The following is a 13,497-nucleotide window of genomic DNA, read 5'->3' as shown; positions in this document are numbered from 1 at the left end:
ACAGGACCGCCCGTGACCGCCACCTCCAGCACTGCCACGCATGCCCCGGTCACCCCCGCCCGAGGCCCGCGCCGCTTCGGCTCCCTCGGCCCGGTCGGACTGGTCCTGTCCGGCGGCATCTCGGTCCAGTTCGGCGGCGCCCTCGCGGTGACCCTGATGCCCCGGGCCGGCGCGCCGGGCGTCGTGACCTTGCGGCTGCTCGCGGCGGCGGTGGTCCTCCTCGTGGTCTGCCGCCCCCGGCTGCGCGGCCACTCGCGCGCCGACTGGGGCACGGTGACCGCCTTCGGCATCGCCATGGGCGCGATGAACGGCCTCTTCTACGAGGCGGTGGCCCGCATCCCGCTCGGCCCGGCCGTCACCCTCGAAGTCCTCGGTCCCCTGGCCCTGTCCGTCCTGACCTCCCGCCGCGCGATCAACGCGCTGTGGGCGGGCCTGGCCCTGCTGGGCGTCTTCCTGCTGGGCGGCGGAGGCTTCAGCAATCTGGACCCCACAGGTGTCGCTTTCGCCCTGGGCGCCGGCGCCATGTGGGCGGTCTACATTCTCTTCAGCGCCCGTACGGGCCGCCGCTTTCCCCAGGCCGACGGCCTGGCCCTGGCCATGGCGGTGGCGGCCCTGCTCTTCCTCCCCATCGGCATGGTCGCGGCCGGATCCCGCCTCCTGGACCCCATGACCATCGCCCTCGGCTCGGCGGTGGCCTTGCTCTCCTCCGTCCTGCCCTACACCCTTGAACTCCTGGCCCTGCGCCGGCTGCCCGCCTCCACGTTCGCGATCCTGATGAGCCTGGAACCGGCGATCGCGGCCACGGCCGGCTTCCTGATCCTCGGCCAGTCCCTGTCCCTCCCGGAGGCAGGCGCCATCGCCCTGGTCATCGCGGCGAGCATCGGCGCGGTCCGCACCCAGGTGGGCCGGGGCAGCGCCCGCGTGGAGAGGGCCCCGGAGGCCTGACGCACCGATCGCGGCACAGCGGTGATCCGCAAGGGAGGCCGTCGCCGACGGCGGGACGTGCCCGGCAGGGCCGAGGGGATCCCCGCACGCCCGGTCGGCGGCTCCGGCTTGCCTGCCTCGGCCCCCGGGCCCGTACGTGCGGCTCCGGCTCCCGCGGCGCGGCCGTACCCCCACAGCGGTCCGCGGCGCCCGGGCGCCGGCCAACGGCCCGCCACGCGGCTGCGTCCCCCGGCCGACGGGCACCCGCGCCGGGGGACGGCTCGGCTGGATCCCGGCCGCGGACCGGTGCGACGCCCACGCCCCCCGGCCGTACTGTCCGACGGGCGTGTCCCCGGGGCGCGGCCGCGGCTGGTCGTCGCCGGGTGGCCGTGCGCTCGCGAGCACCCGCTGCGTCCGGTCACCCGAGGGGCCCCATGGCGCTCCCGGCCCTCGCCCGGCGTCTCCGCCTGCGGATGCCCCGGTTCTCCGCCAGACTCCTGAATGGGCCATTGCCGGCGGGAAAGGCGGACCTCATGACCGACGCGCGCGCCACCACCCCCAGCACGCTGAAGATCTCCGCCCGCGGCCGGGCCGTCCTCGCCGACCCCCGGATCAACCGCGGCACGGCGTTCACGGAGGCCGAGCGCCGGGCGCTGGACCTGGTCGGCCTGATCCCGCCGCACGTCCTCACCCAGGACGAGCAGGTGGAGCGCGCGTACAGCCAGTACCGGGGACAGCCCAGCGACCTGGCCAAGAACGTCAATCTGGCCGGCCTGCACGACCGCAACGAGGCGCTCTTCTACCGGCTCGTCGGCGACCACCTCGAGGAGATGCTGCCCATCGTCTACACCCCGACCGTGGGTACGGCCATCCGCCGTTACAGCAACGAGTACCGCCGCCCGCGCGGCGTCTATCTCTCCGTGGACGCCCCCGGCGACATCGAGTGCTCCCTGCGCGCCGGCGGTCTCGGCGCCGACGACGTCGACCTGATCGTGGCCACGGACGGCGAGGGCATCCTCGGCATCGGCGACTGGGGCGTGGGCGGCATCGACATCGCCGTCGGCAAGCTCGCCGTCTACACGGCCGCCGCCGGCATCGACCCGCGCCGCACCCTGCCGGTCATGCTCGACGTCGGCACCAATCGCCAGGAACTCCTCGACAACCCCCTCTACCTCGGCAACCGGCACCCCCGCGTCGACCGCGACACCTACGACGCCTTCATCGACGCCTACGTCACCACCGCGAGCAGGCTCTTCCCCCACGCCCTGCTGCACTGGGAGGACTTCGGCACCGCCAACGCCCGCCGGATCCTGGACCGTTACCGCGACCAGGTGTGCACGTTCAACGACGACATCCAGGGCACCGGCGCCGTCAACCTCGCCGCAGTGCTGTCGGGTGCGCGCGCCGCCGGCGTGCCGCTGCCCGAACACCGGATCGTCGTCTTCGGCGCCGGTACGGCCGGCATCGGCGTCGCCGACCAGTTGCGGGACGCCCTGGTCGCCGACGGCCTGTCCGCGGCCGAGGCCACCGCACGGTTCTGGTGCGTCGACCGCTACGGGCTCCTCACCGACGACCAGGGCGACAGCCTCCGCGACTTCCAGCGGCCCTACGCCCGCCCGGCGGACGAGGCCGGCGACTGGCGGCGCGACGACAGCCTGCCCGGAGTTCCGCTCGACGAGGTGGTCCGGCGGGTCCGGCCGACCGTCCTCATCGGCACCTCCGGCCAGAGCGGCGCCTTCACCGAGGAGATCGTCCGCGAGCTCGCCGCCCACACCGAGCGGCCGATCATCCTGCCGATGTCCAACCCCACCGACCTCGCCGAGGCCACCCCCGCCGACCTGCTCGACTGGACCGACGGCAAGGCGCTGGTCGCCACCGGCAGCCCTTTCGGCCCGGTCGAGCGGGACGGGGCGACGTACGAGATCGGCCAGGCCAACAACGCCCTGGTCTTCCCGGGTCTCGGCCTCGGCGCGATCGTCGCCCGGGCCTCCCGGATCACCGACCGCATGCTCCGCGCGGCGGCCGACGCGGTGGCGCGCCGGACGGACGACTCGGACGTGTCCCGTCTGAACGCCCCGGTCCTCCCGCCCGTCCGCGACCTGCGCGGCACCTCCGAAGCGGTCGCCGTGGCGGTCGTCCGTACGGCGGTGGAGGAGGGCGTCGCCCGGTCCGACGTCGGTGATGCCGGAGCGGCGGTCCGGGCGGCGCGCTGGGAGCCGGTGTACCCACCGGTGGAAGCGGTCTGACCGGCCGGAACGAGCCACGGGACAGGGGCCGGACCGTCCCCCGTCGAACGTCGCCGGCCCGGCCGGCAACAAATCATGCAAGCATGCTTGATTGTTTCTTGGGCCGCTGCCATGCTCGCCCCATGGCCGACCCGACGCCCGTCATCGACGACCTGCGCGCCGAGAGCGACGAACTCGACCAGCTGGTCGCCGACTTGAGCCCCGCGCAGTGGACGCTCGCCACACCCGCGCCCGGCTGGACCCTCGCCCACCAGATCGCCCACCTCGCCTGGACCGACCGCTCGGCCCTGCTGGCCGTCACCGATGCCGACGCCTTCGCCGCGCTGGTCGAGAAGGCGCTCGCCGCCCCCGGCTCGTTCGTCGACGAGGGCGCCGACGACGGCGCCCGGCTCGCGCCCGCCGAGCTGCTGCGGAGCTGGCGCACGGGGCGCGAAGCCCTCGGCCGGGCATTGCGCAGCGCGCCACCGGGCGCCCGTTTCCCCTGGTACGGGCCGCCCATGTCGGCCGCCTCCATGGCCACCGCCCGCCTCATGGAGACCTGGGCGCACGGCCTGGACATCGCCGACGCCCTGGGCGTGGTGCGCCCGCCCACCGACCGGATCCGGCACGTGGCGCGACTCGGGGTGCGGACGCGCGACTTCGCCTGCACCGTCCACGGCCTCACGCCGCCCGGCGAGGAGTTCCGGGTGGAACTGACGGCTCCTTCGGGCGCGTTGTGGGTGTACGGCCCCGAAGACGCCCCCCAGCGGGTCACCGGACCCGCCCTGGACTTCTGCCTCCTCGTCACCCAGCGCGCCCACCGGGCCGACCTCGCCCTGACCGCCGTCGGCCCGGACGCCGACCGCTGGCTGGACATCGCGCAGGCCTTCGCGGGCCCGCCCGGCAGCGGCCGCCCGCCGAAGGGGGCCGAGCGGTGAACCCGCTGCGCATCGGCAACTTCTCCGGCTTCTACGGCGACCGGTTCGACGCCCTGCGCGAGATGCTCACCGGCGGCGAGGTCGACGTCCTCACCGGCGACTACCTGGCCGAACTCACCATGCTGATCCTCGCCCGCGACCGGCTGAAGGACCCCGGCGCCGGTTACGCCCGTACCTTCCTGCGCCAGCTGGAGGACTGCCTCGCCACCGCCCACGAACGCGGGGTCAAGATCGTCACCAACGCGGGCGGCCTCAACCCGGCCGGACTCGCCGGTGCCGTACGGCGGGTGGCGGAACGGCTCGGTGTCCCCGTCCGCGTCGCCCACGTCGAGGGCGACGACCTCACCGCCGCGCACCCCGGCGCCCTCGCCGCCCACGCCTACCTCGGCGGCTTCGGCATCGCCGCGTGCCTGCGGGCCGGCGCGGACATCGTCGTCACCGGGCGGGTGACCGACGCCGCCCTGGTCACCGGGCCGGCCGCCGCCCACTTCGGCTGGGGCCCCGAGGACCACGACCGGCTCGCGGGGGCCGTCGTCGCCGGCCATGTGCTGGAGTGCGGGACGCAGGCCACCGGCGGGAACTACGCGTTCTTCCGGGAGGGGGACGTACGCCGGCCCGGCTTCCCGCTCGCCGAGATCCACGCCGACGGCAGCAGCGTCGTCACCAAGCACCCCGGCACCGGCGGCCTGGTCGACGTCGGCACGGTCACCGCCCAGCTGCTGTACGAGACCGGTGGCGGCCGGTACGCCGGGCCCGATGTCACCGCCCGGCTGGACACCGTACGGCTGAGCCAGGACGGGCCGGACCGGGTGCGGATCGAGGGGGTGCGCGGGGAGGCGCCGCCGCCGACGCTGAAGGCCGGGCTCAACCGGCTCGGCGGCTTCCGCAACGAGGTCGTCTTCGTCCTCACCGGGCTCGACATCGAGGCCAAGGCCGGCCTGGTGCGCGAGCAGCTCTCCGACGCGCTCGCCGAGCCGGCTCCGGCCGAGATCCGTTGGGAGCTCGTGCGCACCGACCGGGCGGACGCCGACACCGAGGAGACGGCGAGCGCCCTGCTGCGGCTCGTCGTACGGGATCCGGACGAGCGGCTCGTCGGACGGGCGCTGACCGGGGCCGCCGTGGAGCTGGCGCTGGCCAGTTACCCGGGCTTCCATGTGCTGTCCCCACCGGGGAAGGGCGCTCCCTACGGGGTCTTCGAGGCTGTGGCCGTACCCCATGGTGCCGTCGACCACATGGCCGTACTCGACGACGGACGCCGCGTCCCTGTGCCCCCGCCCCAGGACACCCGGCCCCTGGACGACGTACCGCCGCCGCCCCTGCCCGAGCCCCTGCCCGCCGGCCCGACCCGGCGCGCCCCCCTCGGCCTGATCGCCGGGGCGCGCAGCGGGGACAAGGGCGGCAGCGCCAACGTCGGCGTCTGGGTCCGCACCGACGAGGCCTGGCGGTGGCTCGCGCACGAGCTGACCGCCGAAAGGTTCCGGCAGCTGATCCCGGAGAGCGGGGACCTGCCCGTCACCCGGCATGTGCTGCCGAACCTCCGCGCGGTCAACTTCGTGGTCGAGGGCATCCTCGGCGCGGGCGTCGCCGCGCAGGCCCGCTTCGACCCGCAGGCCAAGGCCCTCGGCGAATGGCTGCGCTCCCGCCACCTGGACATCCCGGAGGCCCTGCTGTGACCACCCTGACCTCGGCCGTGGACCCCGGCGGCCCCGACCACCGGGCCAACCGCGAGGCCATGCTCGCCAAGCTAGCCGCTCTCGAGGCCGAGCACGCCAAGGCGCTCGCGGGCGGGGGCGAGAAGTACGTCCAGCGGCACCGCGAGCGGGGCAAACTGCTCGCCCGTGAGCGCATCGAGCTGCTGCTCGACCCGGACACGCCCTTCCTGGAGCTGTCCCCGCTCGCCGCTTGGGGCAGCGACCACACCGTCGGCGCCTCGCTCGTCACCGGCATCGGGGTCGTCGCGGGCGTGGAGTGCCTGATCACCGCCAACGACCCGACCGTGCGTGGTGGTGCGAGCAACCCGTGGAGCCTGAAGAAGGCCCTGCGCGCCAACGACATCGCCCTCGCCAACCGGCTGCCCTGCATCAGCCTGGTGGAGTCGGGCGGGGCCGATCTGCCCTCCCAGAAGGAGATCTTCATCCCGGGCGGCGCCATCTTCCGGGACCTGACCCGGTTGTCCGCCGCCGGCATCCCGACCGTCGCGGTCGTCTTCGGCAACTCCACCGCCGGCGGCGCCTACGTCCCGGGCATGTCCGACCACGTGATCATGGTCAAGGAGCGGGCGAAGGTCTTCCTCGGCGGTCCGCCGCTGGTGAAGATGGCCACCGGCGAGGAGAGCGACGACGAGTCCCTGGGCGGCGCGGAGATGCACGCGCGCGTGTCGGGCCTCGCCGACTACTTCGCCGTCGACGAGCCGGACGCGCTGCGGCAGGCGCGCAGGGTGGTGGCCCGGCTCAACCACCGCAAGGCGTACCCGGACCCCGGCCCCGCCGAGCCGCCGAAGTACGACCCGGAGGAGCTGCTGGGAATCGTTCCCGGCGACCTGAAGACCCCCTTCGACCCGCGCGAGGTCGTCGCCCGGATCGTCGACGCCTCCGACTTCGACGAGTTCAAGCCGCTGTACGGCACCAGCCTCGTGACCGGCTGGGCCGCCCTGCACGGATACCCGGTGGGGATCCTCGCCAACGCCCAGGGCGTCCTGTTCAGCGCGGAGTCGCAGAAGGCCGCCCAGTTCATCCAGCTCGCCAACCAGCGCGACATCCCGCTGCTGTTCCTGCACAACACCACCGGCTACATGGTCGGCAAGGAGTACGAGCAGGGCGGGATCATCAAGCACGGCGCGATGATGATCAACGCGGTCAGCAACAGCCGCGTCCCGCACCTGTCCGTTCTCATGGGCGCGTCGTACGGCGCCGGGCACTACGGCATGTGCGGGCGGGCGTACGACCCGCGCTTCCTCTTCGCCTGGCCCAGTGCCAAGTCGGCCGTCATGGGCCCGCAACAGCTCGCCGGTGTGCTGTCGATCGTCGCCCGGCAGTCGGCGGCGGCGAAGGGGCAGCCGTACGACGAGGACGCCGACGCCGCCCTGCGCGCGATGGTGGAGCAGCAGATCGAGTCCGAATCGCTGCCGATGTTCCTGTCCGGGCGGCTGTACGACGACGGCGTCATCGACCCGCGCGACACCCGCACCGTCCTCGGCCTGTGCCTGTCCGCCCTGCACACCGCGCCCTACGAGGGCGCGCGTGGCGGCTTCGGCGTCTTCCGGATGTGAGGTCCATGATCCAGACTCTGTTGGTCGCCAACCGGGGCGAGATCGCCTGCCGGATCTTCCGCACCTGCGGTGAGTTGGGGATCCGCACGGTCGCCGTGCACTCGGACGCCGACGAGAACGTGCTCCACGCGCGCGTGGCCGACACGGCGGTACGACTGCCGGGGGCGGCACCCGCCGAGACGTATCTGCGCGGCGAACTGATCGTGAAGGCGGCCCTGTCCGCCGGCGCGGACGCCGTGCACCCCGGCTACGGCTTCCTCTCCGAGAACCCCGGCTTCGCCCGTGCCGTCCTCGACGCCGGCCTGACCTGGATCGGCCCGTCCCCCGAGGCCATCGAGGCGATGGCGTCCAAGACACGCGCCAAGGAACTGATGGGGATCGCGCCCCTCGCCGCGGCCGAGGTCACGGAGGCAGACCTGCCGGTGCTGGTGAAGGCGGCCGCCGGCGGCGGCGGCCGCGGAATGCGGATCGTGCGCCGCCTGGAGGAGCTGAGCGCCGCACTGCAGGCCGCACGCGCCGAGGCCGCGAGCGCCTTCGGCGACGGCGAGGTCTTCGTCGAGCCGTACCTGGAGCACGGCCGGCACGTCGAGGTGCAGGTCCTCGCCGACACCCACGGCACGGTCTGGCCGCTCGGCACCCGGGACTGCTCCCTCCAGCGCCGCCACCAGAAGGTCGTCGAGGAGGCCCCGGCGCCCGGGCTCTCCGAGCGGCTCACGGGGGAGCTGTACGCGCTGGCCGTACGCGCCGCGCGCGCCGTCTCCTACGTCGGCGCCGGCACCGTCGAGTTCCTGGTCGCCGACGGCCGCGCGCACTTCCTGGAGATGAACACCCGCCTCCAGGTCGAACACCCCGTGACGGAGGAGGTGTTCGGCGTCGACCTGGTCGCCGAGCAGATCCGCGTCGCGGAGGGCCACGCCCTGGCGAAGGACCCGCCACGCGCGCGTGGCCACGCGATCGAGGCCCGCCTGTACGCCGAGGACCCCGCCCGCGACTGGGCCCCGCAGACCGGCGCCCTGCACCGCCTCGCCGTACCCTCCGGCGTCCGCCTCGACACCGGATACGGCGGGGGCGACACCATCGGCGTCCACTACGACCCCATGCTCGCCAAGGTCGTCGCCCACGCGCCCACCCGCGCGGAGGCGATCCGCAGGCTCGCGGGCGCGCTGGAGCGGGCGGAGCTCCACGGCCCGGTCACCAACCGGGACCTGCTGGTGCGCTCGCTGCGGCATCCGGAGTTCACGAGCGGCCGCATGGACACCGGCTTCTACGACCGCCACCTCGCCGGCCTCACCGAGTCCGCTTCGGACCCGTACGCCCCGCTGGCCGCCGCCCTCGCCGACGCCCACGGCCGCTCCCGCTTCGGCGGCTGGCGCAACCTGCCCTCGCAGCCGCAGGTCAAGCGGTACGAGCTGGCGGGCGAGGAGCACGAGGTCCGCTACCGGCACACCCGGGTCGGGCCGGCGGCGGACGGGGTGCGGGTCGTGCACGCCGACGCGCGCAGGGTCGTCCTCGAAGTGGACGGCGTGCGGCGGACGTTCGAGGTCGCGCGGTACGGCGACGAGGTGTACGTCAACTCCACCCACCTCACCGCCCTGCCCCGCTTCCCCGACCCCACCGCCCAGCTCGCACCGGGTTCCCTGGTGGCTCCGATGCCGGGAACGGTCGTACGGGTCGCCGACGGCCTCACGGAAGGGGCGACCGTCGAGGCGGGCCGGCCGCTGATCTGGCTGGAGGCGATGAAGATGCAGCACCAGATCTCGGCGCCGGTCGCGGGAACGCTGACCGCGCTGCACGCCAGGACCGGCCAGCAGGTGGAACCGGGGATGTTGCTCGCCGTAGTGCAGGAAACCTCTTCTTAGGAGCCCCATGTCTCCCGTCATCGAAACCGAAGAGCACCAAGCCCTCCGCTCGGCGGTGGCCGCCCTCGGCAGGCGCTACGGCCGCGACTATCTCGTCCAGGCCGTCGCCGAAGGCAAGCCCCCCGCCGAACTCTGGTCCGAAGCCGGCAAGCTCGGCTACCTCGGCGTCAGCCTGCCGGAGGCGTACGGCGGCGGAGGCGGCGGCATCGCCGAACTGTCCATAGTCCTGGAGGAGCTGGGCGCGACAGGCTCCCCCCTCCTCATGCTCGTCGTCTCCCCCGCCATCTGCGGAACCGTGATCTCCCGCTTCGGCACCGAGGCCCAGAAGCAGGCCTGGCTCCCCGGGATCGCCGACGGGACCCGCCTCATGGCCTTCGGCATCACCGAACCCGACGCCGGCTCCAACAGCCACCGCATCACCACCACCGCCCGCCGTGACGGCACCGACTGGCTGCTCACCGGCCGCAAGGTGTTCATCTCGGGTGTCGACATCGCGGACGCCGTCCTGATCGTCGGCCGCACCGAGGACGCCCGCACCGGACGCCTCAAGCCCTGCCTGTTCATCGTCCCGACGGACGCCGAGGGCTTCCAGAAGCGGCCGATCGACATGGAGCTCAACGCCGCCGAGAAGCAGTTCGAGCTGGTCCTGGACGACGTACGGCTGCCCGCCGACGCGCTCGTCGGCGGGGGCACCTCCCACGCTTTCGGCAGTGGGGGAGAGGACGCCGGCCTGCTGCAGCTGTTCGCCGGACTCAATCCCGAGCGCATCATGACCGCCGCCTTCGCCATCGGGATGGGCCGGTACGCGCTCGCCAAGGCGATCGAGTACGCCCGCGACCGCACCGTCTGGAAGACCCCCATCGGCGCCCACCAGGCCATCGCCCACCCGCTGGCGCAGGCGCACATCGACCTGGAGCTGGCCCGGCTGATGATGCAGAAGGCGGCCCACCTCTACGACGCCGGCGACGACATCGGCGCGGGCGAGGCCGCCAACATGGCCAAGTACGCGGCCGGGGAGGCCTGCGTGAAGGCCGTCGACCAGGCCGTGCACACCCTCGGCGGCAACGGGCTCACCCGCGAGTTCGGGCTCGCCTCGTTGATAACGGCCGCGCGCGTGGCTCGTATTGCTCCGGTGAGCCGGGAGATGATTCTCAACTACGTCTCCCACCAGACCCTGGGCCTGCCGAAGTCCTACTAGGCGACCGCGACCGCACTGGAGGAACCGTGTTCCGCAGCGAGTACGCAGACGTTCCGCCCGTGGAACTCCCCATCCACGAGGCCGTCCTGGGCCACGCCGCCGGCTTCGGCGAGCGCCCCGCACTGATCGACGGCACGGACGGCACCACGCTCACGTACCAGCAGGTGGACCGGTTCCACCGGCGGATCGCCGCCGGACTCGCCGACGCGGGCGTCCGCAAGGGCGACGTCCTCGCCCTGCACAGCCCCAACACCATCGCCTTCCCGGCCGCCTTCTACGCGGCCACGCGCGCGGGTGCCTCCGTCACCACGGCGCACCCGCTCGCCACCGCCGAGGAGTTCGCGGGGCAGCTCGGCGACAGCGGCGCCCACTGGATCGTCACGGTCTCACCGCTGCTGGAGACGGCCCGGCGCGCCGCCGAACTGGTCGGCGGCATACGGGAGATCTTCGTGTGCGACAGCGCGCCCGGGCACCGGTCCCTGACCGACATGCTCGCCACCGCCGCGCCCGAGCCACGGCTCGCCATCGACCCGGCCGAGGACATCGCCGCGCTGCCGTACTCCTCCGGCACCACCGGCATCCCCAAGGGTGTGATGCTCACCCACCGGCAGATCGCCACCAACCTGGCCCAGCTGGAGCCCGCCGTCCCGACCGGAACGGACGAGCGCATCCTCGCCGTCCTGCCGTTCTTCCACATCTACGGCCTCACCGCCCTGATGAACGCGCCGCTGCGCAAGGGCGCCACGGTGGTCGTGCTGCCCCGCTTCGACCTGGAGACCTTCCTCGCCGCCATCGAGAACCACCGCATCACCGGCCTGTACGTCGCCCCGCCGATCGTCCTCGCCCTCGCCAAGCACCCGGCGGTCGCCCGCTACGACCTCTCCTCGCTGAAGTACGTCATCAGCGCCGCCGCCCCGCTGGACGCGGCTCTCGCCCGCGCCTGCTCCGAACGGCTCGGGCTGCCCCCGATCGGCCAGGCCTACGGCATGACGGAACTGTCCCCCGGTACCCACGTCGTCCCGCTCGACCGCCTCCACGACGCCCCCGCCGGCACCGTCGGCAGGCTCGTCGCCGGCACCGAGATGCGGATCGTGTCCCTGGACGACCCCGACAAGGACCTCGGCACCGGGGAGTCAGGCGAGATCCTGATCCGGGGCCCCCAGGTGATGAAGGGCTACCTCGGCCGCCCGGACGCCACCGCCGCGATGATCGACGCCGACGGCTGGGTGCACACCGGCGACGTGGGGCACGTCGACGAGGGCGGCTGGCTGTTCGTCGTCGACCGGGTGAAGGAACTCATCAAGTACAAGGGCTTCCAGGTGGCCCCCGCCGAACTGGAGGCCCTGCTGCTCACCCATCCCGGCATAGCCGACGCCGCCGTCATCGGCTCCCGCGACGACGACGGCAACGAGATCCCGCACGCCTTCGTCGTCCGCCGGGCCGACACCGGCGGGGAACTGACGGAGAACGAGACCATGCTGTACGTCGCCGAACGGGTCGCGCCCTACAAACGGGTCCGCCGGGTCACCTTCATCGGCACCGTCCCGCGCGCCGCCTCCGGCAAGATCCTGCGCCGCGAACTGAGGGAGCTGCCGTGACCCTGATCAGCCGCACACGCGAGCGTGCCGTCGAGACCCTCAGCCTCGACTCCACCGACACCCGCAACGCGCTCTCGGCCGCCCTCGTCCACGACCTCGCGAGCGCGCTCACCGACTGCGGCGAGGACCCCGGCGTACGCGCCGTCGTCCTCACCCACACCGGCACCACCTTCTGCGCGGGAGCCGACCTGCGCGACCCGCCCGACCCCGGCGCCCTGGTCGGCCTGCTCCGGCAGATCGTCGAACTGCCCCGACCGGTCGTCGCCCGGATCACCGGCCACGTCCGCGCGGGCGGCCTCGGCCTCCTGGCCGCCTGCGACATCGCCGCCGCCGGCCCCGCGGCCACCTTCGCCTTCACCGAGGTCCGCATCGGAGTGGCGCCCGCGGTGATCTCCCTCCCGGTGATCCCGCGCGCCGATCCGCGCGCCCTGGCCCGCTACTACCTCACCGGCGAACGATTCGACCCGGCCGAGGCCCTGCGGCTGGGCCTGCTGACGGTGACCGGCGACGACGTCGACGAGGCGCTGGCTCCCCTCCTGGACGGCCTGCGCCGCTCCTCCCCCCAGGCCCTGGCCGAGACGAAACGGCTGCTCACGGTTAGGGTGCTGGAGACATTCGACCGGGACGCGGCGGACCTCACCGCCCTCTCGGCGCGGCTGTTCTCCTCCGGCCAGGCCAGGGAGGGGATGACGGCCTTCCTGGAAAGACGCGACGCGGCATGGGTGGTGTGACCACATGAGCACGACGGCGGAACGCGACCGCGCGCCCAAGCAGGACCGCAGCCGGGCCACCCGGCAGCGGCTGCTGGAGGCCGCCGTGGCCTGCCTGGCCGAACACGGCTGGGCGGGCTCCACCGTCGCCGTCGTCGCCGAACGCGCCGGAGTCTCCCGCGGCGCCGCCCAGCACCACTTCCCGACCCGCGAGGACCTGTTCACGGCCGCGGTCGAGTACGTCGCCGAAGAGCGCTCCACCGCGCTGAGGGAACTCTTCCCGGGCGGCCCCGCCGACCGCCGTGCCGTTGTCGAAGCCCTCGTCGACCTCTACACCGGCCCCCTCTTCCGCGCCGCCCTGCACCTGTGGGTCGCCGCCTCCAACGAGGACCAGCTGCGCGTCCGGGTGACCGAGCTGGAGGCCCGCGTCGGGCGCGAGACCCACCGCATCGCCGTGGAACTCCTCGGCGCCGACGAGTCCCGCCCCGGCGCCCGCGAGACCGTCCAGGGCCTGCTCGACATGGCGCGCGGCCTCGGTCTCGCCAACCTCCTCACCGACGACACCACCCGCCGCGAACGGGTCGTCGCCCAGTGGGCCGAACTGCTGGCCGCAGCTCTCGGCTGAGCCGCTGTCGGTGGCGGGACCACGGTTCCCGGACACGGGGGACCCGGCTTCGGGGTCTGGAACCGGCACGCGGTGAGCCAGTGAAGCGGGCCACACCCGTATCCGCCCGCAGGCAGTACCCTTTCCGCATGCTTCCGATGCTCGTCCGCCGC

At 73.6% G+C, this 13,497-nt stretch carries 10 protein-coding genes; all 10 read left to right on the top strand.

The annotated features are described in order from the left end of the window. Positions 1-12 precede the first annotated feature (12 nt). The 10 genes from ABZ919_RS30760 (at position 13) to ABZ919_RS30715 (ending at position 13,345) form a co-directional block, all read left to right on the top strand. Entirely contained in the window at positions 13-945 is a 933-nt protein-coding gene (locus tag ABZ919_RS30760; protein WP_361253986.1) for an EamA family transporter, read from the top strand. 512 nt (positions 946-1,457) lie between these two features. Continuing rightward, a complete protein-coding gene (locus ABZ919_RS30755; RefSeq protein WP_361253984.1) occupies positions 1,458-3,170 on the top strand; it encodes an NAD-dependent malic enzyme in 1,713 nt (570 codons plus the stop codon). A 122-nt stretch (positions 3,171-3,292) separates the two neighbouring features. Next, the gene (locus tag ABZ919_RS30750) at positions 3,293-4,087 is read left to right on the top strand and encodes a TIGR03084 family metal-binding protein (RefSeq protein WP_361253982.1); all 795 of its coding nucleotides are present in this window, start codon (positions 3,293-3,295) and stop codon (positions 4,085-4,087) included. Further along, positions 4,084-5,760 carry an acyclic terpene utilization AtuA family protein gene (locus ABZ919_RS30745; RefSeq protein ID WP_361253980.1) on the top strand — a complete coding sequence of 559 codons (1,677 nt, stop codon included), beginning with the start codon at positions 4,084-4,086 and terminating at the stop codon, positions 5,758-5,760. Before ABZ919_RS30750 ends, ABZ919_RS30745 begins: the two co-directional genes overlap by 4 nt. Next, on the top strand, positions 5,757-7,355 hold the full coding sequence (locus tag ABZ919_RS30740) for a carboxyl transferase domain-containing protein (protein WP_361253978.1): 1,599 nt from the start codon (positions 5,757-5,759) through the stop codon (positions 7,353-7,355). The genes ABZ919_RS30745 and ABZ919_RS30740 overlap by 4 nt, the downstream gene beginning before the upstream one ends. Before the next feature lie 5 nt (positions 7,356-7,360). Then, positions 7,361-9,214, top strand: coding sequence for a biotin carboxylase N-terminal domain-containing protein (locus ABZ919_RS30735; protein WP_361253976.1), 1,854 nt, complete (start codon positions 7,361-7,363; stop codon positions 9,212-9,214). A 7-nt stretch (positions 9,215-9,221) separates the two neighbouring features. Further along, positions 9,222-10,412, top strand: a complete 1,191-nt coding sequence (locus tag ABZ919_RS30730) for an acyl-CoA dehydrogenase (RefSeq protein WP_361253974.1) — start codon at positions 9,222-9,224, stop codon at positions 10,410-10,412. A gap of 26 nt (positions 10,413-10,438) precedes the next feature. Then, positions 10,439-12,010: a 4-coumarate--CoA ligase family protein gene (locus tag ABZ919_RS30725; RefSeq protein ID WP_361253972.1), complete on the top strand. Its 1,572-nt coding sequence runs from the start codon at positions 10,439-10,441 to the stop codon at positions 12,008-12,010. Beyond that, positions 12,007-12,741, top strand: a complete 735-nt coding sequence (locus ABZ919_RS30720) for an enoyl-CoA hydratase family protein (RefSeq protein WP_361253970.1) — start codon at positions 12,007-12,009, stop codon at positions 12,739-12,741. Before ABZ919_RS30725 ends, ABZ919_RS30720 begins: the two co-directional genes overlap by 4 nt. 4 nt (positions 12,742-12,745) lie before the next feature. Continuing rightward, positions 12,746-13,345 carry a TetR/AcrR family transcriptional regulator gene (locus ABZ919_RS30715; protein ID WP_361253968.1) on the top strand — a complete coding sequence of 200 codons (600 nt, stop codon included), beginning with the start codon at positions 12,746-12,748 and terminating at the stop codon, positions 13,343-13,345. Positions 13,346-13,497: the final 152 nt, after the last annotated feature.

Source organism: Streptomyces sp. NPDC046759 (genome assembly GCF_040645475.1).
Lineage (GTDB): Bacteria > Actinomycetota > Actinomycetes > Streptomycetales > Streptomycetaceae > Streptomyces.
This window is presented reverse-complemented; position numbering and strand designations above follow the sequence as displayed.

Excerpts from the sequence above, each read along its gene's own strand:
- ABZ919_RS30755 (WP_361253984.1), top strand. The coding sequence starts at position 1,458 with ATGACCGACGCGCGCGCCACCACCCCCAGCACGCTGAAGATCTCCGCC.
- ABZ919_RS30750 (WP_361253982.1), top strand. The coding sequence starts at position 3,293 with ATGGCCGACCCGACGCCCGTCATCGACGACCTGCGCGCCGAGAGCGAC.
- ABZ919_RS30735 (WP_361253976.1), top strand. The coding sequence starts at position 7,361 with ATGATCCAGACTCTGTTGGTCGCCAACCGGGGCGAGATCGCCTGCCGG.
- ABZ919_RS30730 (WP_361253974.1), top strand. The coding sequence starts at position 9,222 with ATGTCTCCCGTCATCGAAACCGAAGAGCACCAAGCCCTCCGCTCGGCG.
- ABZ919_RS30715 (WP_361253968.1), top strand. The coding sequence starts at position 12,746 with ATGAGCACGACGGCGGAACGCGACCGCGCGCCCAAGCAGGACCGCAGC.